We start from the raw sequence: 20,944 nt of genomic DNA on the forward strand, positions 1-20,944 counted from the left end.
CCATGAACGCTGAATTGATCGTCGACGCCCGCAACGCCGTGGGCGAATGCCCGGTGTGGGTGCCCGAGGAGAACGCACTGTACTGGGTGGATATTCCCAACGGTGGCCTGCAACGCTGGAGTGCTGCCACCGGCCATCTCGCCGCCTGGAAAGCCCCGCAGATGCTCGCCTGTATCGCCCGCACCGATGGCGGCAACTGGGTCGCGGGAATGGAAACCGGCTTCCTCCAACTGACCCCGCACGACGATGGCAGCCTCGACACCACGCCGTTGGCCGGTGTCGAACACCCCCGCGCCGACATGCGCCTGAACGACGGTCGCTGTGATCGCCAGGGCCGCTTCTGGGCCGGCAGCATGGTGCTGAACATGGGCTTGAATGCGGCCGAGGGCATCCTCTACCGCTACGCTTGCGGCGCCGCGCCCCATGCACAACTGGACGGTTTCATCACCCTCAACGGTCTGGCCTTCAGCCCGGATGGCCGTACGATGTACGCCTCGGACTCGCACCCCTTGGTGCAACAGATCTGGGCCTTCGACTACGACACCGACACCGGTACGCCCTCCAACCGCCGCGTCTTCGTGGACATGCACAACTACCTCGGTCGCCCCGACGGCGCGGCGGTAGACGCCGACGGCTGCTACTGGATCTGCGCCAATGACGCCGGCCTGATCCACCGGTTCACCCCCGACGGCCGCCTCGACCGCTCCCTCACCGTACCGGTGAAGAAACCCACCATGTGCGCCTTCGGCGGCAGTCGCCTGGACACCCTGTTCGTCACCTCGATCCGTGACGACCAGAGTCCCCAGTCGCTGTCCGGCGGCGTGTTCGCCCTCAACCCCGGCGTTGTCGGATTGCCGGAGCCCACGTTCACCCTCTAGCTGCATCGCTGTGCCTTGAATACAACAATAACAAGACAGGAGTGACACCCCATGGACTTCAAACGCACCTTGCTCGCCGCTGCATGCTTGACCCTCGCCAGCGCCGCCCACGCCCTGGAAATCAAGTTCGCCGACATCCACCCTGCCGGCTACCCCACCGTCGTCGCCGAAGAAAACATGGGCAAGGCCCTGACCAAGGAAAGCAACGGCGAACTGACCTTCAAGTACTTCCCAGGCGGTGTGCTGGGCTCCGAGAAAGAAGTGGTCGAACAGGCCCAGGTCGGCGCGGTCCAGATGACCCGTGTCAGCCTCGGTATCGTCGGCCCGGTGGTGCCGGACGTGAATGTGTTCAACCTGCCGTTCGTGTTCCGTGACCAGGCGCACATGCGCAAGGTCATCGACGGCGAGATCGGCGATGAGATCCTCGCCAAGATCACCGATTCGGAATTCGGCCTGGTGGCCCTGGCCTGGATGGACGGTGGCACGCGCAACCTCTACACCAAGAAACCGGTGCGCAAGATCGAAGACCTCAAGGGCATGAAGATCCGCGTGCAAGGCAACCCGTTGTTCATCGAGGCCTTCAATGAAATGGGGGCCAACGGCATTGCCATGGACACCGGCGAGATCTTCAGCGCCCTGCAGACCGGGGTGATCGACGGCGCGGAAAACAACCCGCCGACCCTGCTCGAACACAACCACTTCCAGAACGCCAAGTACTACACCCTCACCGAACACCTGATCTTGCCCGAGCCCATCGTGATGTCGAAAATCACCTGGAACAAGCTCACTCCCGCCCAGCAGGACATGGTGAAGAAAGCCGCCAAGGCCGCCCAGGCGGACGAGCGCGTGCTGTGGGACGCCAAGTCCGCCAGCAGTGAAACCAAGCTCAAGGCCGCCGGCGTGGAATTCATCACCGTCGACAAAAAGCCCTTCTATGACGCCACCGCGCCGGTTCGCGCCAAATACGGCGCGGCTTACGCCGATATCATCAAGCGTATCGACGCCGTTCAGTAACGCCCTCCTTCTCTAGCAAGGCCCGGCGCGGTCGGCACCGACGCGCCCGGTTACGGTGAACGCCATGAAGAATTTACTGCTGCGCATCAACGACCGCCTGTACATGACCTGTATCTGGGTCGCCGGCCTCTCGGTACTGGGGGTTGCGCTGATCATCCCCTGGGGCATCTTCGCCCGCTACGTCCTCGGCACCGGCGCCAGTTGGCCGGAACCCACCGCCATCCTGCTGATGCTGATCTTCACCTTCGTCGGCGCCGCCGCCAGTTACCGCGCGGGTGCGCATATGTCGGTGGCGGTGGTGACTGACCGCCTGCCGCCACGCCAACGCCAGATCGCCGGCATCGTCGCGCAACTGCTGATGGCGACCATCTGCCTGTTCATGGCCGTGTGGGGCACCAAGTTGTGCCTGTCCACCTGGAACCAGTTCATGAGCGCCATCCCCACACTGCGCGTGGGCATCACCTATATGCCAATCCCCATCGGCGGGCTGCTGACCCTGGTGTTCGTGCTGGAAAAACTCCTGCTCGGCGACCAGAGCCAGCGGCGCGTGGTGCGGTTCGACCTGGTGGAAGAAAACGAAGGGGCTGCCTGAAATGGATGCAGTGATTCTGTTGGGCAGTTTTATCGCCTTGATCCTGCTGGGCATGCCAGTGGCCTATGCCCTGGGGATGTCGGCACTGATCGGCGCGTGGTGGATCGACATCCCGTTCCAGGCCCTGATGATTCAGGTGGCCGGGGGCGTGAACAAGTTTTCGCTGATGGCGATTCCGTTCTTTGTGCTGGCCGGGGCGATCATGGCCGAGGGTGGCATGTCACGTCGGCTGGTGGCGTTTGCCGGGGTGCTGGTGGGCTTTGTGCGCGGCGGCCTGTCCCTTGTCAATATCATGGCCTCGACGTTCTTCGGCGCCATCTCCGGCTCCTCGGTGGCCGATACCGCCTCGGTCGGCTCGGTGCTGATCCCGGAAATGGAACGCCGTGGGTACCCGCGGGAATTTGCCACCGCCGTGACCGTCAGCGGTTCGGTGCAGGCGTTGCTGACGCCACCCAGCCACAATTCGGTGCTCTACTCCCTGGCCGCCGGCGGCACCGTGTCCATCGCCTCGCTGTTCATGGCCGGCGTGGTGCCGGGCCTGTTGATGAGCGCCTGCCTGATGGTGCTGTGCCTGATCTTCGCGAAAAAGCGCAACTACCCCAAGGGCGAAGTCATTCCCCTGAAGCAGGCGCTGAAGATCGCCGCCGATGCCCTCTGGGGCCTGATGGCCATGGTGATCATCCTCGGCGGCATCCTCTCGGGCATCTTCACCGCCACCGAATCGGCCGCGATTGCCGTGCTGTGGGCATTCTTCGTGACCATGTTCATCTACCGCGACTACAAATGGCGCGAGCTGCCCAAGCTGATGCACCGCACGGTGCGCACCATTTCCATCGTGATGATCCTGATCGCCTTCGCCGCCAGCTTCGGCTACATCATGACCCTGATGCAGATCCCGGCGAAGATCACCACGGCGTTCCTGACCCTGTCGGACAACCGCTACGTGATCCTGATGTGCATCAACATCATGCTGCTGTTGCTCGGCACGGTGATGGACATGGCGCCGCTGATCCTGATCCTCACGCCGATCCTGCTGCCGGTGGTGCTCGGGCTGGGTGTCGATCCGGTGCACTTCGGCATGATCATGCTGGTCAACCTCGGCATCGGCCTGATCACCCCACCGGTGGGCGCGGTGTTGTTCGTGGGCGCCGCAGTGGGCAAGGTGAGCATCGAGAAGACCGTGAAAGCGCTGCTGCCGTTCTATGGGGTGCTGTTCCTGATCCTGATGGCGGTGACCTACATTCCGGCGCTGTCGTTGTGGCTGCCAAGCGTGGTGCTGTGATGCTGATCGAACTGGAAGACAACCTGACCCACCTCACCCTGGCCCCGGCCGTGGGCGCAAGCATCGTCAACTGGCGCGTGCGGGCCAGCGGCCAGCCGTTGTTGCGCCACAGCGACCAACAGGCCCTGGATACGGGCCTGCCGGGCAAACTCGGCTGTTATCCGCTGGCACCCTGGTCTAACCGGATCGCCCAAGGCGGGTTCGATAACCCCGACGGCTGGCTGGCGCTCGCGCCGAACAGCCTGACCGACCCACTGCCCATCCATGGGTCGGCCTGGCAACAGGCGTGGCAGGTAGTCAGCCAGTCGGCGGACGAAGTGGTGCTGGAACTGCTGTGCGACACACCGTTCGCCTATCGCGCCGAGCAGCGGTTTTGCTTGCGCGACGGTGAACTGAGCATCACGTTGCGGGTGACTCATCTGGCGGATAACCCCGCGTGGCATGGCTTGGGATTGCATCCCTACCTGCCGCGCACACCACAAACGCGGTTGCAGGCAAAGGCCTCGCAGGTGTGGATGAGTGATGCGTCGAAACTGCCCATGGGGCTGGCACCCGTGCCGGCCGCCTGGGACTTCCAGACGTTGAAGACCTTGCCGGAAGGCCTGGTGGACAATGGCTTTTGCCAGTGGGACGGGCATTGCCTGATCGAGCAGCCAGAGTTGGGCTACACGCTGGAATGCCAGGCCACCGGCGCCGACTACTTTCTGCTGTACTGCCCACCGGGGCTGGGGTTCTTCTGCATCGAACCGGTGAGCCATCCGGTGAATGCCCATCACCTGGCCGGACGGCCGGGCCTGAAACTGCTGGAACACAATCAGTTGGTACAACTCAACTTCAAGCTCAAATACATACAACATGTGGGAGGGGGCTTGCCCCCGATGGCGGTGAATCAGTAATACAGCGGTGGCTGAGACACCGCTATCGGGGGCAAGCCCCTTCCCACAGTTTTGATGTGTGTTGAGTCAGGGTGGAGCGTTTTTCAGGCGCCCGGCAGTGTCGATACTGACGACCACCGACAACCCAGGCCGCAACCGCTCGCTCTCGGCCTGGTTCGGATCTACGGTGATCCGCACCGGCACGCGCTGGGCGATCTTCACGAAGTTGCCGGTGGCGTTGTCCGCCTGCAACAGGCTGAACTCCGAACCGGTGGCCGGGGAAATATGCTGCACCGTGCCGTGGAATTTGCGGTGGTTCAAGGCATCTACCGTGAAGGTCACCGGCTGGCCGACCTGCACGTTGTCCATCTGGGTTTCCTTCATGTTGGCAATCACCCACAGCTGCGGCGGCACCAGCGCCATCAGTTGCGCGCCGGAGTTGACGTAGGCCCCCAGGCGCACGCCAATCTGCCCCAACTGACCGTCACGCGGCGCAGTGATGCGGGTGTTGGACAGGTCGATACGCGCCAGCTCCACCGCGGCCTCGGCACTCGCTACGGCAGCTTCCAGGGAGCCACGGTTGACGATCACTGTCTGCAGGTCCTGTCGTGCGATTTCCAGGCTGGCCTGGGCTTGCGCCACGGCGGCGATGGTCTGTGCATTGGCGGCGCGGGTCACGTCCAGCTCGCGCCTGGACACTGAGCCGTCGCTGATCAGTTCTTCATTGCGGCGCAAATCGGCCGTGCTTTTGCGGGCTTGTGCCTGGCTGTCCACCAAGGCTGCCTGGCGCAGCTTGATGGTGGCTTCGGCGCTGTTGCGCTGCTGCACCACATTCGCCAGCGAGGCCTTCTGCACCGCCAGTTGCGCCAACGCCTGGTCCAGGCGCTGTTTGTAGATGCGATCGTCGAGGCGCACCAGCAGGTCACCGGCCTTGACGTGTTGGAAGTCCTGCACCGGCACTTCGAACACATAGCCGCTCAGTTGCGGGCCGATGATCGTCACCTGCCCACGCACCAGGGCGTTCTCGGTGGTTTCCACGGCGCTGCTGAACGGCGGCAACTGCCAGGCATACAACACGATCAGCACCCCGACAATGGCAATCGCGGCAAACCCCAGCGATGAGACGATGCGCACCCGCAGGGAACGTGGCTCGGTGACCGAGGCGCCTGGCGGCGTGGTGCCTTCCGGGGTGGCGGCGATGGCGTTGGTGGTCGTGGTGGTGGAAGTCGGTTCGGTCATGAAGAAGCGCCGCTGGGTTGAACGGGAGGGGCTGCTGTTTTGGTCGTGCTCATCAGCCACAGGCTGCGGATAAAGATCCAGATCATGGTCAGTATCGCGATGATCGCGATCAGCATGAAGACATCGTTGTAGGCCATCACGTTCGCCTCGCGGGTCGCCGCCGTGGCCAGGCTGCGAATGCCCATGAGGTTGCGCAACTCGGGGTCGGCGACAATGCCGCCATAGGCCGAACCGCCGCTCGATACCCGCGCGGCCACACGCGGATCGAGCAGGGTCAAGTGCTCGACGATCATGCTGGAGTGGTACTTCTCGCGCACGATCTGGAACGTGCCCAGCAACGCCGCGCCAATCAGGCCGCCGAGGTTCTGGCAGATACCGAACATCACCGAGAAACTCACCAGGTTGCGCGGGTTGGCCAGCACGTTCCTGGTGCCCAGCACCATGGTCGGCCCCAGGAAGAATGTACCGCCGAAGCCTAGCAGGAACTGGCTGACATACAGGTTCTGCGGCCGGGTCAGGTTGCTGGAAAAACTGTCCATCACCGACCCGGTGGCCATCAGAGCCAGGGAGATCACCAGCGGCATCAACAGGTGCGCGGGGTTGATGGTCAACGCACTCACCGCCAGCCCGGCAATCGCCCCCGCGAGCATCACCACATACAGGGTGTGCATCTGCTGGTAGCTCATGTTCAACATCTGCATGAAACCCACGGCGCCGGTGGACTGCTCGGACAACACCATGCGGATCAGGATCACCGCCAGCGCCAGGCGGATCATCACGCCACTGCCCAGCCAGCGGGTCATCAGCATCGGGTTGGCGCGGTTATGCTCGATGGCCAGGCCGGCCATGATCAGCACCAGGGAACAGGCCGAGGCCACGCCGATCCACGGTGCTTCCAGCCACCAGTCGATGCGGCCCAGGGACAGCACGGCGCAGAGCAAGGCGACACCGGTGGCAAGGATGGCGAAGGTGAGGAAGTCGAGTTTCTCGAAGGTCTTGAAGCGGTCGCCGGGCGGGAGTTTAAGCAGGAATACGCAGCCCAGGCAGATCAACGCCATGCCCAGTTCAAACAGATACAACCCGCGCCATTCAGCAATTTGCAGCAAGTCTTCGGAGAACAGGCGCGCCAGTGGCAACGCCAACTGCGCCGTACCCAACCCCAGCACCAGGGACTTCAAGCGCCACTTGGCCGGGAACGCCTGGATCATGTAGTACAAACCCAGCGAACTCAGCGCCGCCCCCACCATGCCATGGGCCGCGCGCACCGCGATGGCCGAGCTGAGGTCGTTGACGAACAAGTGGCCGAAAGTCACCAAGGCGTACAGCACCAGGAACACCTCGGTAAATGCACGCAGCCCGAACTGCTGGCGGAACTTCACCAGCAGCAGGTTCATGCACACGTTGGTCATCACATAGGCGGCGGGCAGCCAGGCCATTTCAGCGGTGGTCGCGCCGAGTGCGCCCTGCAGGTATTGCAGGTTGGCGATGACCAGCGCGTTTCCCAACCCACCGGTAATCGCCACCAGCACGCCCACCATCGCGAACAGCCAACGCTTGTGCGTCGGGTGCAGCGGCGTAGACGGCGAACCGGGCAGGCTCGGGCGCTCGTGGGGCTCCCAGGTGTGGGGGGTGTATTTGTTCATTCGATGACTCAGGTAAACCCATACTCAGAGACAGTAAACCTGAGCGGAGTTCATCTTGCCATGTCGAGGGCATAATTGATGCGAAGAACAGGCATCACCTGAAATGTGCGAGGGCAAGTCGACTCGGCGCCCTGCCCCCCCTGGGATGTCCTGCGTATTCAGATCCAGCCGAGCCAACTCCAGTAGGTCGCAGCGAATACCAGCATCAACAGGTAGCCAACCAGCGTCACCAGAACCCCCACCTTGGCGAACTGCCGCGCCGTGAACGTCCCGGTCCCCAGGCACACCATGTTCTGCGGCGCATTGATCGGCAGGATAAACCCGTAGCTCATCACAAACCCCAGGAGCATGGTCATGCCCAACCGGCTGAAATCCCCCGGCAAGGTCTGCAACACCGCGATCAGGATCGGCAACAGCGCCGAGGTCAACGCGGTGGCGCTGGCGAAGCCCAGGTGGATCAGGATCAGGAACGCACCAAGAATCGCAAACACACCCAGCGGCCCCACCTGGTCAAGCCCGGTATGCGCCACCACTTGCGCGCCCAGCCATTGCCCGGCCTGGGTGGTCAGCAGCGCCGTTCCCAGACTGATGCCTACCCCGAACACGATCACCGTTCCCCACGGAATGCGCGACTGCACATCCTTCCAGGTCATCACGCCGATACCCGGCAATAACAGGAACACCAGGCCGGCGTAGGTGGTCGAGGTGGTGTCGAAACTGTGCAGGCGCCCTTCCGTGGCCCAGGCCAGTAGCAGCAACACCGAAACGCTCAACAGGCGCTTCTGCGCGCCGGTCATCGGCCCTATCTCCACCAGTGACTGCGCCACCGCCTCTTTACCGCCGGGGATGCTGTCGGTCTCCGGCGGCAGCAACTTGAGCACGAGGAACAGCAACACCGCCGACATGATCAACGCCCACGGCGCGCCGGCAATCAGCCAGTCGATCCACGACACGCGCTGGCCAAGCATCTTGTCCATGAAACCGACGGTGAGCAGGTTCTGCGCGGCGGCGGTCTGGATGCCGACGTTCCAGATGCTGGTGCCCTGGGCCACCACGATCATGATGCCGGCGGCGATATTCGAGCGTTTGTCCACGCCGAACGCGGCGATCACGCCCATCATGATCGGCACCACGCAGGCACTGCGCGCCGTGGCGCTGGGCACCACGAGGCTGAGCAGCACCGTCACCGCAATCGCCCCCAGCAGGATGCGCCGGGTGCTGGTGCCGACCCGGCTCAGGGTCACCAAGGCGATACGCCGGTCCAGGCCGGTGTGGGTCATGGCTGCTGCGATAAACAGCGCCCCGGCCACCAGCGCCAGCGCCGGGTTGGAAAACCCGGTGAGCGCCATGCTGATCGCCGGGCTGGTGCCGATCACATGCGCGGGGTCCTGCAACGACGGCGCGGTGCCCAGCAGAAAGGCCATCAGCGACGTGATCATGATCGCACTGGCTTCATAGGACACCGCTTCAGTGATCCACACCACCACGGCAAACGCGAGGATCGCCAGCATGCGGTGCCCGGCGACCGGCAAGTCGGCGGGCACCGGCAACAGCAGCACCCCGGCCATCACCAACACGGCGACGACCAGGCCCAGGGGTAATTTGAAAGATGCCGCACTCATGGGCCACTCCAAGGCTCTAGATCAGGCCTTGAGCATGGGCTAAAAGCACCTGCGACGTGTTGACCTAGGCCAACAACTGGCTCAACACGGCCCGCAACTTGCCGGGCTTGACCGGCTTGTTCAGCAACGGCGCTTCCAACCGGCGCAACGCCCTACGGCACTGGTCGGTGCGGTCGGCGCTAATGATCACGGCCGGGATGTTCAGTTCGAAATGCTCACGCAGGTGCTTGACCACCGCACACCCCACCACCCCATGGTCGAGGTGATAATCGGCCAGGATCAGTTCCGGCGCCCTGCCCTCCAACGCCAGCAACGCTCCGGCCTGGTCGGTGGCGGTAACCACATCACAGCCCCATTGCCCGAGTAGCGCGCGCATGCTGTCGAGGATGCTCACCTCGTTGTCGATCACCAGCAGACGCCGTCCCGGCAGCGGGTTGCCGGTGGTCGGCTGGGCTGGCAACTGGCTGATCGGCAGAGGGATCTCGTTGCTCAACGGCACCTCGATACTGAACATCGAGCCACGTCCCGGCCACGAGCGTACGGCGATGGGGTAACCCAGGATCTCGGCGATCCGCTCGACAATCGCCAGCCCCAGCCCAACGCCTTTACGGTCCGCTGCGCGGCCGACGTCAAGCTGGTTGAACTCGAGGAAGATCGCCTCCAGCCGGTCCTCCGCAATCCCGCGCCCGGTGTCCCAGACCTCCAGGCGCAGGCCATCGCCCCGCTTACGCGCGCCCAACAGGATGCAACCTTCGTCGGTATAGCGACAGGCATTGCTGAGGAAGTTACGCAAAATCCGCGTCAGCAATCGCAAGTCGGTGTTGATCGCATAGCAGCCGGTGTGCACCCGCAGGCTCAACCCGGCCGCCTGGGCCACCGACTGGAACTCCGAGACCAGCGGCGCGAACAATTCGTCGAGGCGGTACAGCGCCACATCTGGCTTGACCGCCGCCTGGTCGAGCCGCGAGATGTCCAGCAAGTCGGTGAGCAAGTCCTCGGCGCCCTCCAGCGCCTGGTGCGTGCGCTCCACCAGCACCTGCTCGACGCTGGGCAACGACCGTTCACGCAAGGTGGCGATCAACAAGCGTGCGGCATTCAGCGGTTGCAACAGGTCGTGGCTGGCGGCGGCGAGGTATTTGTCCTTGCTGCGGTTGGCGGCCTGGGCGGCGTCGCGGGCGTCGCGCAGGTCCTGTTCGATCTGCTCGCGCTGGGCGATCTGCTGTTGCAGGTTGTGGTTGGCTTCCAACAGTTCATCGGTGCGTGCGGCGACCCGCTGCTCCAACTCGTCATTGAGACGGATATAGCGCTTGCGCTCAGCCTCCAGCTCATCCAGCCGCGCCGTGAGTTCCGGGTAATGGCTCTTGCGCGCCGACTGGTCGCCCAGCCCCAGCAACCCGGCGAGTGCGCGTTGCTGGTCGTCAGAGAGCTTCGCCATAGACGACCTCGACGTCACGCTGGCTCGACTCTCTCGGGTTGGTGAGGATGCACGGATCCCCCATCGCATGCTGGGACAGGAACGGAATATCCGCCACGCGCACACCATGCAGGCCAAGGGTTTCGTGGAAGCCGATGGCCCGCTTGAGCGCTATCAAATGCTCCACCAGCCGCCCGCAGATCTGCCGGTGATTGAGGCCGCGACAGTCGATGCCAAACGTCTCGGCAATCACCTTGAAACGCTCCGGCGCCGAGCTGTAGTTGAACGCCACCACATGCTCCACCAGCACTGCGTTGCACAGCCCATGGGGCAGGTCGAGGAAGCCGCCGAGGCTGTGGGACATGGCGTGCACTGCGCCGAGAATCGCGTTGGAAAACGCCAACCCGGCCTGCATGCTGCCGAGCATGATCTTCTCGCGCAGGGCGATGTCCGTAGGGTTCGCGATCATCTGCACCAGGTTGCCGTTGATCAGGCGCATTGCCTCCAGCGCATGGGGGTCGGTGAGTGGGCCGTGGCCGGTGGAAACGAACGCCTCGATAGCATGCACCAATGCGTCGATGCCGGTGCAGGCGGACAGGAACGGGTCCATGCTGGCCGTGGTTTCCGGGTCGATCAGCGACACATCCGGCACTACCGCCTTGCTGACGATAGAGAACTTCATGCGTTCCTGCTGGTTGGAAATGATCACGAACTGCGAGACATCCGCCGAGGTACCGGCGGTGGTGGGGATCAGGATCAGCGGCGGGCTGGGCACGCGAAGGGTGTCGACGCCCTCGAACTCAAGAATGCTGCGCCCGTGGGCCACCACGATGCCGATGGCCTTGCCGCAGTCCATCGGGCTGCCGCCGCCGATGGCTACGATCACGTCGCAGTGGTGTTCGCGGTACACCTCGGCGCCGGTCATCACTTCTTCGACACGCGGGTTGGGCGAGACGGCGCTGTACAGGCAGTAGTCGATGCCGAGGGCTTGCAGGCTGGCTTCCACATCGGCCACCCAACCGGCGGCGATCACGCCGGGGTCGCTGACCACCAGCACCTTGCGCGCGCCGAAGGTCTTGGCGTAGTTACCGACGTTGTGCCGGCAACCGGCTCCAAAGATGATTTCAGGCGAGACGAATTTACGCAGGAGGCTCAGATTTGGGCTCATTGGAAAGCCTGTTTTTATTATTTTGGAAGAATGCGCTCCACACTAACCGATCCGGCTGCGAATGCAATCAGACCAAAGAGGCATCCTTCCGACAGCTCCCGCGATCAACGGCTGGCGAAGTACATGGTCACTTCGAAGCCGATACGCAGGTCGGTAAACGCAGGTTTGGTCCACATGGGGGCAGTCCTCTTGTTGTTCCGGAAAATTCCGGTGGGGTCATTAATGCATGGGGGAGATGGGGCAGCGAATGCTACTTTCGAAGTATCAAGCGCACTGCATTAGTCGCGAATGTACAGAGGCCAAAATGTGGGAGGGGGCTTGCCCCCGATGGCAGCGGGTCAGTCAACATTTATGTCAATGACACACCGCTATCGGGGGCAAGCCCCCTCCCACAGGGGACCGCGTTGCAATCAGAGGGTCAGAAGAAGCCCAGCGGGTTGATGTCGTAGCTCACCAGCAGGTTCTTGGTCTGCTGGTAGTGATCCAACATCATCTTGTGGTTTTCACGCCCGACGCCCGATTTTTTGTACCCGCCAAACGCCGCATGCGCCGGGTACAGGTGATAACAGTTGGTCCACACCCGACCCGCCTTGATCGCCCGGCCCATGCGGTAGGCGCGGTTGATGTCGCGGGTCCACAGGCCGGCGCCCAGGCCGAACTCGCTGTCATTGGCAATCGCCAGGGCTTCGGCCTCGTCCTTGAAGGTGGTCACGCCCACCACCGGGCCGAAGATTTCCTCCTGGAACACACGCATCTTGTTGTGGCCCTTGAGCAGGGTCGGTTGGATGTAATAGCCGCTGGACAGGTCGCCTTCCAGGCGCTCGGCCGCGCCGCCGGTGAGCAGCACCGCGCCCTCTTCCTGGGCGATCTTGAGGTAGGACAGGATCTTGTCGTATTGCTGCTCCGAGGCCTGGGCGCCGACCATAGTCTCGGTGTCCAGCGGGTTGCCGCGCTTGATCTTGACGATCTTCTTCATCACCTCGGCCATGAACGGCTCGTAGATCGACTCCTGCACCAGCGCCCGCGAGGGGCAGGTGCACACTTCGCCCTGGTTGAAGAACGCCAGCACCAGACCTTCGGCCGCCTTTTCGATAAACGCAGGCTCGGCGCTCATGATGTCTTCGAAGAAGATGTTCGGCGACTTGCCGCCCAGCTCCACGGTGGACGGGATGATATTCTCGGCCGCCGCGTGCATGATGTGCGCGCCCACCGGGGTGGAGCCGGTAAAGGCGATCTTGGCGATGCGCTTGCTGGTAGCCAGGGCCTCCCCGGCCTCGCGGCCAAAACCTTGCACGATGTTCAGCACGCCGGGCGGCAGCAGGTCGCCGATCAGCTCGGCAAACACCATGATCGACAACGGCGTCTGCTCGGCCGGCTTGAGCACGATGCAGTTACCGGCGGCGAGTGCCGGCGCGAGTTTCCACGCCGCCATCAGCAATGGGAAGTTCCACGGGATGATCTGCCCGACCACGCCCAATGGTTCGTGAAAATGATAAGCCGCTGTGTGCTCGTTGATCTCGGCGGCCCCGCCTTCCTGGGCACGGATACACCCGGCGAAGTAGCGGAAATGGTCAGCGGCCAGGGGCATGTCGGCATTGAGGGTTTCGCGCACGGCCTTGCCGTTGTCCCAGGTCTCGGCCACAGCCAGCACTTCCAGGTTCTGCTCGATACGGTCGGCGATTTTCAGCAGCACCAGGGCGCGGTCCTGGGCCGAGGTCTTGCCCCAGGCATCGGCGGCGGCGTGGGCGGCGTCAAGGGCCTTATCGACATCGGCGGCGCTGGAACGCGGGAACTCGGCGATGACTTCACCGGTGACCGGCGAGGTATTGGTGAAGTACTCACCCTTGAGCGGTGCGACGAACTCACCGCCGATGTAGTTGCCGTAGCGCGGCTTGAAGCTGACGATGGCGCCGGGGGTGCCAGGTTGGGCGTAGATCATGGTGAGGCCTCTGCTTATTGTTGGGTGTTGATGGGCTGCATCTGGGTGCGTTCGTAGTGGGGGTACAGGTGGGTCACGCTGCGGGTCAGTTCATAGCGGCTCAGGTTGATGCCCGCGAATCGCTCGGGGATCGGGCTGCGGATCAGCTCTGGCATGTCGCTGCCATGGGCTGCCCCGTCGCGTAGCAATTGATCGAGCCAGGTGAGGTAGTCACGCATCTGTTCGAAGGGTTTGGCGTCGGTCGCAATGGGGCCGTGGCCGGGCACGATCAGGGTCCAGGGCAAGCCTTGCAGGGTGGCGATATCCGCCAGCCAGATCGCCAGCCCCGGTGAATGGGGCGTGGTGAGTGCGCGCTGGTAGAACACCAGGTCGCCGGCAAACAGCACGCCGGTCCTGCGGTCGAGGATCGCCAGGTCGGCGCCGGTATGGCCGCGCAGGTGTAGCAGTTGCAGGTCGTGGCTGCCGAAGGTTTTCACCCCCGCTGGCAGGGCTTCGGAGGGCAACACCACTTCGGTGCCGCGCATCCAGTCACCCACCATGCGGTACAGGTTCTCGGCCATGCTGTCGCCCTGCTCATGCAGCAAATTCTTGGTGCCGGCCACGGCGCCAATCGGTACATCCCTGAAGGCTTGGTTGCCCAGGCCGTGGTCGGGATGGTGGTGCGTCAGCAGCACCTGGATCACCGGTTTGTCGGTGACACGGGCGATGGCCTGGCGCAGGGCTTCGCCGTAGCGCCTGGACGGCCCGGTGTCGATCACCACCACGCCGGGCTCGGTGACGATGAACCCGACATTGACGATATTGCCGCCATTGTCCCTGGTGAAGTTGTCGGTGCTGCCTTCCAGCAGCCAGGTGTTATCGGCGATCAACCGAGGTTTGAGGACGTAATCCAGGTCCGCCAGCACCGGCAGGCTGAACAGCAGCAGCCACAGCACAATCCAGCGCAGGCTCATGGGATGGCCGCCTCGAACTGGTTGCCGCTGGTGTCGCGCAGGGTCAGGCGCGTGGGCTCGCGGCCTTCGATGTCGAAGGCCAGGCTGGGGTTTTCGCTGACGGCGGGGAACAGTTCCAGGCGTGCCAGCAGTTGGTTATCTGCGCCACGCAGCTCGGCCTGGTGGATAAAGAATTCGGGAATACCGCTGATCATGCCGTTATCCATCGGATGGGCAACTTGCAGTTTCACGCGGCTGAACTCGGCACGCGGGTAACGGCCGCCGAGCACTTCGCCCAGGTGTTCTTCCCAGCCGGGTTGGGTGCGCACCACGCTGGGCGCGGTGCAGCCGCCACCGGCGGCATCGATCAGGGCCGAGCCGACATGCCACATGCCATCCCGGGTGAGCACCGCTGCACGCAACGGCGTGGCCTGTTCGATACGAATCCGCAGCGACAGCCACGGCAGTACTGGCCCCAACGGCTGGAAATCGACGATCTGCGGCAGCGGGTTCAGCTCGGCCCAGGCAAGGATCTTCACCACGTCCCCCTTGAAGGCGCGGGCGTCGATCTCCAGCGGCACCTGGCGCGCATCCTCGGCGAACGGCGGCGCCAGGAGCTTCACCCGCTCGTCGAACACAAACGCTGCATTGTCGAGCAAGCGCTGGTGATAGTAGGCCCACATCACCGAGGGCACCGGGTCCACGGGCGCGCCCCAGGCCAGCATCGGCACACAGCACAGCCACCACCCGCGCAGGCCCATGGCTTACTCCTCGACGTGCACGCTGTCGAGGTAGGTGCGCACCGCCCACAGGGCTTCCTGGCTGAGGTAGTCGGCCATTTTCGGCATGTACACCCGGCCATCGCGCACGGCGCCGTGGCGCACACGTTCCACGAACCATTCATCGCCGGCGTCGCCGGCATCGAGCATGCGCAGGTCGGGGGCGATGCCACCGGACTTGGCTTCCAGGCCATGGCACGCCGCGCAGTTCTGGTTATAGGCCGACGCACCGACCTCCACCGCTTTGTCATGTTCGGGCGTGGTGCGATAGGGGTTGGTGGCGGCCCAGCCATCGGCGTCCAGCGGCACACCAGCGTCCTTGATCGGGGTGAGGCCTTTGGTTTCCACGGCGGTGGGCGTCACGTTGCCGTGAGCCCAGGCGGATCCACTACTGATTGCACTGGCGAGCAGGCAGGCGGTAATCAAGGCGTTGCGTTTTGTTGTCATTATTTTTCCCTCGGGAGTGCACGCAAAACCTCTTGGCAGAGGCTATGGCAACCATCTTAGGAAGCACCCGGCAGGACCCGTATGCTGCTTTGGTGGGCGGGTTCTCATCCGTTGGTAGCAGGCCTTGTGGGGCACTGCTAAATCAGAGGCGGTTCGGGAAATTGTCCCGGCAACACCGGGACTTTTTCCGTATTCGCCACGGCGTTCACATCGCACCCTGTGCAGGCCATAACCTCCACTGGGAACTGCAACCATGACAATAAGATCGCTACCCGCCCTCTCGCCGCTGAGCCTTGCCGTGCAGGCCTTCCTGCTGGTCGGCAGCCTGTCCTTGAGTGCGGCCAGCTTCGCCGCCGCCGAGCCTGCCAAACAGACCCGCAACGTCACCTGGGAAGACATCGCCAACGACCACCTGACCACCAAGGACGTGCTGCAATACGGCATGGGCACCAACGCCCAGCGCTGGAGCCCGCTGGCCCAGGTCAACGACAAGAACGTGTTCAAGCTCACACCGGCCTGGTCTTATTCGTTCGGCGACGAGAAGCAGCGTGGCCAGGAATCCCAGGCCATCGTCAGCGACGGCGTGGTCTACGTCACCGGCTCCTATTCCCGGGTGTTCGCCCTCGATGCGAAGACCGGCAAACGCCTGTGGACCTACAACCACCGCCTGCCCGACAACATTCGCCCGTGCTGCGACGTGGTCAACCGGGGCGCGGCGATCTTCGGCGACAAGATCTACTTCGGCACCCTCGATGCACGCCTGATCGCCCTCGACAAGAACACTGGCAAAGTGGTGTGGAACAAGAAGTTTGGCGACCACGCCGCTGGCTACACCATGACCGGCGCCCCGGTGCTGATCAAAGACAAGGTCAGCGGCAAGGTGCTGCTGATCCACGGCAGCTCCGGCGATGAATTCGGCGTGGTCGGCCAGCTGTATGCACGCGACCCGGACACCGGCGAAGAGGTGTGGATGCGCCCGTTCGTGGAAGGCCACATGGGCCGCCTGAACGGCAAGGACAGCACCCCGACCGGCGACGTCAAGGCTCCGTCCTGGCCGGATGACCCGACCACCGAAACCGGCAAGGTCGAGGCCTGGAGCCACGGCGGCGGCGCGCCCTGGCAGAGTGCGAGCTTCGATGCCGAGACCAATACCATCATCGTCGGCGCCGGCAACCCTGGCCCGTGGAACACCTGGGCGCGCACCTCCAAGGACGGTAACCCCCACGACTTCGACAGCCTCTACACCTCCGGCCAGGTCGGCGTCGACCCGAGCACCGGCGAAGTGAAGTGGTTCTACCAGCACACGCCGAACGATGCCTGGGATTTCTCCGGCAACAACGAGCTGGTGCTGTTCGACTACAAGGACAAGGCCGGCAAAGTCATCAAGGCCACCGGCCACGCTGACCGTAACGGCTTTTTCTACGTGGTCGACCGCAACAACGGCAAGCTGCAGAACGCCTTCCCGTTCGTCGACAACATCACCTGGGCCAGCCACATCGACCTGAAGACCGGCCGCCCCGTGGAAAACGAAGGCCAGCGTCCGGCCAAGCCGTTGCCGGGTGAAACCAAGGGCAAGCCGGTGGAAGTCTCGCCGCCGTTCCTGGGTGGCAAGAACTGGAACCCCATGGCCTACAGCCAGGACACCGGGCTGTTCTACATCCCGGGCAACCAGTGGAAAGAGGAATACTGGACCGAAGAGGTCAACTACAAGAAGGGCTCGGCGTACCTGGGCATGGGCTTTCGCATCAAGCGCATGTATGACGACCACGTCGGTACCCTGCGGGCGATGAACCCGACCACCGGCAAGGTGGTGTGGGAGCACAAGGAACACCTGCCGTTGTGGGCCGGCGTACTGGCGACCAAGGGCAACCTGGTGTTCACCGGCACCGGCGATGGCTTCTTCAAGGCCTTCGACGCGAAGACCGGCAAGGAGCTGTGGAAATTCCAGACCGGCAGCGGCATCGTCTCGCCGCCGATCACCTGGGAACAGGATGGCGAGCAGTACATCGGCGTGACAGTCGGCTACGGCGGCGCGGTGCCGTTGTGGGGCGGCGACATGGCGGAGCTGACCAAGCCGGTGGCACAGGGTGGGTCGTTCTGGGTGTTCAAGATCCCGAGCTGGGACCTGAAAACCGCGCAGAAGTAACCTCACCCTATATGCCGGGGTCATCCTTTGTGGCGAGCGGGCTTGTCCCGCGTTGGGCAGCGAAGCGGCTCCCGGCTTTTCTCCAGCACCANACCAACGAGCCGTCAGGTTTTGGGGCTGCTGCGCAGCCCAACGCGGGGCAAGCCCGCTCGCCACAACAAGCCCGCTCGCCACAACAAGCCCGCTCGCCACAGCAAGCCCGCTCACCCCAGGATCCCCAGAGGTCTCGCGATGAAATATCTGCCATTTTTAATCCTGCTATCCCTGCCCTTGGCTCACGCCGACGAGGGTGACGACGCGCCGCTGGTCATCAACGGCTGCACCCTGGCCGCACACAGCCAATGCCCCGGTGCCAACCTCAAGGGCGCCGACCTGAGCAACCAGGACTTGAGCAAAATGAACCTGGCCGGTGCAGACCTGCGCGATGCCGATCTGCGCCACGCCAACCTCGACCTGGCCAACTTGGAAAAAGCCCAGCTGCAAGGCGCCAACCTGACCCGCGCCAGCCTGCAACAAGCCAACCTGCGCCTGGCCGACTTCACCGGCGCCACGCTGATGGCCGTGCAAGGCTGGGGGCTGTTCGCCCAGGGTGCGCAGTTTGAAAACGCCAACCTCAGCGCCGCCTACCTGCAATTTGCCCGGCTGTCGGGGGCCAAGCTGCACCACGCCAACCTGCGTGCGGCCGACCTGGAGATGACCTGGCTGAGCAAGGCCGACCTGCAAGGCGCCGACCTCAGCGACGCCAACCTGCAAGAAGCCAAGTTCGGCGAAAGCAACCTGGAAAAAGCCACGCTCACCGGGAGCCGCCAGCACTATGCGAATTTCCAGGATGCGAATATGGACGGTTGCAAGGATTGCCCGACCACCTGGGATCGTTAACCCGCCACCCGCACCACCCCCATGTCGATACCCAAATGCACCAACTCGGCATGGGAACTCACCTGCAACTTACTCTTGAGCAAGGTCAGGTGATTGGACACGGTCTTGCTGCTGATACTCAACTGAGCGGCAATCGCGCGCGCCGGGGTGCCCTTGGCGAGCATCAGGAAAATCTCCAGCTCACGCTGGGTCATGCTTTGCAGGCGCCGGTCGGTGGGGTGGTAAGCCAGCTGGGTGGCCAGGTCCTGTTCAATATAGGTGTGGCCGTCAAGAATGCGCTCGACCGCATCCAGCATCACCGCCGGCAACGCGCTTTTAGTCAGGTAGCCGGACGCACCGGCCTCCAACGCCTGGCGCACCAGGGGCAACTCGGCATGCTGGCTGAAAAACAGCACGCGCAATTGCGGCAGGCGCTGGCGCAGACGGCGGGTGGTTTCCAGGCCGCTGATACCCGGCAGGCCAAAGCCGATGATCACCAGGTTGGGTACCGCTTCGTGCACCCGCGTCAAGGCGTCCTCGCCACTCGCGGCTTCGCGCACCACCACACCCGGCAGCCCGCTGCGCAACAGGCTGGCGTAACCCAGGCGGACCACGGCGTGATCATCGACCAGCAGGATGTTCATAGTGCCTCCCATGGCAGTACCTCTGGCCATGCTAGAACCCCGGGGACCAATGGGACCTACTACTTTGGTACTGGTTTTGCTGTCTATCGTCGCATTCCCAAGGCAGCGGGACTGGCGTGTAATGGGGGCATAACGATAAGGACCGGACCCGCCATGCTGCCCGCTAGACTGCCACTTGCGGCACTGTTGTGCCTGTTCATCACGCACGTACAGGCCGACACTCCACTGTTTTCCGCCGATGGCTACCGCATCAGCCTGTACCGCAGCCCCACGCCCGAACACCTGCCCGGGGCCGTCATTGTCGACACACCTGCCCTGCAAACGCTGTTGGCCCAGATGCCCGCACCGGTATTGATCGACGTGTACCGCCGCCCGTGGCTACAGGGTCGTTTCATCGAAGACCAGCCCCACGCCAACCTGCCCGGCAGTCACTGGCTGGCCAATACCGGCGACGGCGACCTCACGCCCGAGTGGCAAGGTTACTTTGTGCGCCACCTTTACAAATACACGGGCGGCAACCTGGACCGCCCGCTGGTGTTCTACTGCCGCGCTGATTGCTGGCTGAGTTGGAACGCGGTAAAACGGGCCGCCAACCTGGGCTATACCTCTGTGTATTGGTACCGCGATGGTTTGGATGCATGGGAAGCGGCAAACCTGCCAGTGATGGCTGCGACACCCGAACCCTTTGAATAAAAAACCACAACAAGAAGGTGAACGGCCATGTACAAAATCCTGATCGCCGATGATCACCCGCTGTTTCGCGAGGCGATCCACAACGTCATCAGCGACGGTTTCCCCGGCAGCGATGTGCTGGAAACCGCCGACCTGGACAGCGCCCTCGCCCTGACCCAGGAACATGACGACCTCGACCTGATCCTGCTGGACCTGAACATGCCCGGCATGCACGGCCTCAACGGCCTGATCAACCTGCGCAACGAGTCGCCGACCATCCCGGTGGTGATTGTCTCGGCCGAGCAGGACAAACAGATCGTGCTGCAGGCCATCACCTACGGCGCAGTGGGCTTTATCACCAAGTCATCACCGCGCCTGCAAATGACCGAGGCGATCCAGCAGATTCTCAACGGCAATGTGTACCTGCCGCCGGACATCATCCGCACCCAGAAAAACACCGGGCAGCGGCGGATGAACGACAGCCCGGGGTTTGCCCCGGAGCTGTTGCAGGCACTGACCCGTAAACAATTGCTGGTGCTGGAGCGGATGACCAAGGGCGAATCGAACAAGCAGATTGCCTATACGCTGGAGATTGCCGAGACCACGGTGAAGGCCCATGTGTCGGCGATTTTGCGCAAGTTGAATGTGCATAACCGGGTGCAGGCGATACTCAGTGCCGGGGATATCGATTTCGGCTCGTACCTGCGCCGCTGACGGTCTGACACACCACCAGTCAACTGTGGGAGGGGGCTTGCCCCCGATAGCGGTGCGTCAATCAATGGATGTGCTGACTGACACTC

At 63.3% G+C, this 20,944-nt stretch carries 20 protein-coding genes; 9 read left to right on the forward strand and 11 right to left on the reverse strand.

Features of this window, described 5'->3' with window-relative positions; all coding sequences use genetic code 11:
- Positions 1 to 2 precede the first annotated feature (2 nt).
- From BFN10_RS25670 to BFN10_RS25690, 5 genes are all read left to right on the forward strand, one after another.
- Positions 3 to 878 carry an SMP-30/gluconolactonase/LRE family protein gene (locus BFN10_RS25670; protein ID WP_071492063.1) on the forward strand — a complete coding sequence of 292 codons (876 nt, stop codon included), beginning with the start codon at positions 3 to 5 and terminating at the stop codon, positions 876 to 878.
- 51 nt (positions 879 to 929) lie between these two features.
- Positions 930 to 1,892 carry a TRAP transporter substrate-binding protein gene (locus BFN10_RS25675; RefSeq protein ID WP_071492064.1) on the forward strand — a complete coding sequence of 321 codons (963 nt, stop codon included), beginning with the start codon at positions 930 to 932 and terminating at the stop codon, positions 1,890 to 1,892.
- 64 nt (positions 1,893 to 1,956) lie between these two features.
- Positions 1,957 to 2,484 carry a TRAP transporter small permease gene (locus tag BFN10_RS25680; protein ID WP_071492065.1) on the forward strand — a complete coding sequence of 176 codons (528 nt, stop codon included), beginning with the start codon at positions 1,957 to 1,959 and terminating at the stop codon, positions 2,482 to 2,484.
- A 1-nt stretch (position 2,485) separates the two neighbouring features.
- Positions 2,486 to 3,766, forward strand: a complete 1,281-nt coding sequence (locus tag BFN10_RS25685; RefSeq protein ID WP_071492066.1) for a TRAP transporter large permease — start codon at positions 2,486 to 2,488, stop codon at positions 3,764 to 3,766.
- Positions 3,766 to 4,662, forward strand: coding sequence for an aldose 1-epimerase (locus tag BFN10_RS25690; RefSeq protein ID WP_071492067.1), 897 nt, complete (start codon positions 3,766 to 3,768; stop codon positions 4,660 to 4,662). The genes BFN10_RS25685 and BFN10_RS25690 overlap by 1 nt, the downstream gene beginning before the upstream one ends.
- Before the next feature lie 66 nt (positions 4,663 to 4,728).
- Here BFN10_RS25690 and BFN10_RS25695 read toward each other — a convergent pair whose 3' ends face one another.
- From BFN10_RS25695 to pedF, 10 genes are all read right to left on the reverse strand, one after another.
- Positions 4,729 to 5,880: an HlyD family secretion protein gene (locus BFN10_RS25695; protein ID WP_071492068.1), complete on the reverse strand. Its 1,152-nt coding sequence runs from the start codon at positions 5,878 to 5,880 to the stop codon at positions 4,729 to 4,731.
- Positions 5,877 to 7,523: an MFS transporter gene (locus BFN10_RS25700; protein WP_071492069.1), complete on the reverse strand. Its 1,647-nt coding sequence runs from the start codon at positions 7,521 to 7,523 to the stop codon at positions 5,877 to 5,879. Before BFN10_RS25700 ends, BFN10_RS25695 begins: the two co-directional genes overlap by 4 nt.
- Before the next feature lie 158 nt (positions 7,524 to 7,681).
- Entirely contained in the window at positions 7,682 to 9,145 is a 1,464-nt protein-coding gene (locus tag BFN10_RS25705; protein WP_071492070.1) for a DASS family sodium-coupled anion symporter, read from the reverse strand.
- 64 nt (positions 9,146 to 9,209) lie between these two features.
- Complete coding sequence (locus tag BFN10_RS25710) at positions 9,210 to 10,580, reverse strand: ATP-binding response regulator (RefSeq protein ID WP_071492071.1); 1,371 nt, start codon at positions 10,578 to 10,580, stop codon at positions 9,210 to 9,212.
- Positions 10,564 to 11,727 carry an alcohol dehydrogenase-like regulatory protein ErcA gene (gene ercA, locus BFN10_RS25715; protein ID WP_071492072.1) on the reverse strand — a complete coding sequence of 388 codons (1,164 nt, stop codon included), beginning with the start codon at positions 11,725 to 11,727 and terminating at the stop codon, positions 10,564 to 10,566. Before ercA ends, BFN10_RS25710 begins: the two co-directional genes overlap by 17 nt.
- Positions 11,728 to 11,831: 104 nt before the next feature.
- Entirely contained in the window at positions 11,832 to 11,903 is a 72-nt protein-coding gene (pqqA, locus tag BFN10_RS29090) for a pyrroloquinoline quinone precursor peptide PqqA (RefSeq protein WP_010209364.1), read from the reverse strand.
- Between the two features lie 242 nt (positions 11,904 to 12,145).
- Positions 12,146 to 13,666 (reverse strand): acetaldehyde dehydrogenase ExaC, encoded by a 1,521-nt coding sequence (gene exaC, locus BFN10_RS25720; protein ID WP_071492073.1) that lies wholly within the window; start codon positions 13,664 to 13,666, stop codon positions 12,146 to 12,148.
- 14 nt (positions 13,667 to 13,680) lie between these two features.
- On the reverse strand, positions 13,681 to 14,619 hold the full coding sequence (locus BFN10_RS25725; RefSeq protein ID WP_371322024.1) for a quinoprotein relay system zinc metallohydrolase 1: 939 nt from the start codon (positions 14,617 to 14,619) through the stop codon (positions 13,681 to 13,683).
- Positions 14,616 to 15,359: a quinoprotein dehydrogenase-associated SoxYZ-like carrier gene (locus BFN10_RS25730; protein ID WP_071492074.1), complete on the reverse strand. Its 744-nt coding sequence runs from the start codon at positions 15,357 to 15,359 to the stop codon at positions 14,616 to 14,618. The genes BFN10_RS25725 and BFN10_RS25730 overlap by 4 nt, the downstream gene beginning before the upstream one ends.
- A 3-nt stretch (positions 15,360 to 15,362) precedes the next feature.
- A complete protein-coding gene (gene pedF / locus BFN10_RS25735) occupies positions 15,363 to 15,824 on the reverse strand; it encodes a cytochrome c-550 PedF (protein WP_071492075.1) in 462 nt (153 codons plus the stop codon).
- 253 nt (positions 15,825 to 16,077) lie between these two features.
- Here pedF and exaA point away from each other — a divergent pair, with 253 nt between their 5' ends.
- Together exaA and BFN10_RS25745 are read left to right on the forward strand one after the other, a co-directional pair.
- The gene (gene exaA / locus BFN10_RS25740; protein WP_083351482.1) at positions 16,078 to 17,970 is read left to right on the forward strand and encodes a quinoprotein ethanol dehydrogenase; all 1,893 of its coding nucleotides are present in this window, start codon (positions 16,078 to 16,080) and stop codon (positions 17,968 to 17,970) included.
- 231 nt (positions 17,971 to 18,201) lie between these two features.
- Positions 18,202 to 18,849 carry a pentapeptide repeat-containing protein gene (locus BFN10_RS25745; protein WP_071492077.1) on the forward strand — a complete coding sequence of 216 codons (648 nt, stop codon included), beginning with the start codon at positions 18,202 to 18,204 and terminating at the stop codon, positions 18,847 to 18,849.
- Here the strand turns inward: BFN10_RS25745 and BFN10_RS25750 are convergent.
- The gene (locus BFN10_RS25750) at positions 18,846 to 19,472 is read right to left on the reverse strand and encodes a response regulator (protein ID WP_071492078.1); all 627 of its coding nucleotides are present in this window, start codon (positions 19,470 to 19,472) and stop codon (positions 18,846 to 18,848) included. The genes BFN10_RS25745 and BFN10_RS25750 overlap by 4 nt on opposite strands.
- 153 nt (positions 19,473 to 19,625) lie before the next feature.
- Between BFN10_RS25750 and BFN10_RS25755 the strand changes: the two genes are divergently transcribed.
- Together BFN10_RS25755 and BFN10_RS25760 are read left to right on the forward strand one after the other, a co-directional pair.
- Complete coding sequence (locus BFN10_RS25755) at positions 19,626 to 20,165, forward strand: PQQ-dependent catabolism-associated CXXCW motif protein (protein WP_071492079.1); 540 nt, start codon at positions 19,626 to 19,628, stop codon at positions 20,163 to 20,165.
- A 27-nt stretch (positions 20,166 to 20,192) separates the two neighbouring features.
- Positions 20,193 to 20,858: a response regulator transcription factor gene (locus tag BFN10_RS25760; protein ID WP_071492080.1), complete on the forward strand. Its 666-nt coding sequence runs from the start codon at positions 20,193 to 20,195 to the stop codon at positions 20,856 to 20,858.
- Positions 20,859 to 20,944 lie beyond the last annotated feature (86 nt).

Origin of the sequence: Pseudomonas extremorientalis (assembly GCF_001870465.1) — a bacterium.
Classification (GTDB): Bacteria; Pseudomonadota; Gammaproteobacteria; order Pseudomonadales; family Pseudomonadaceae; genus Aquipseudomonas; species Aquipseudomonas extremorientalis.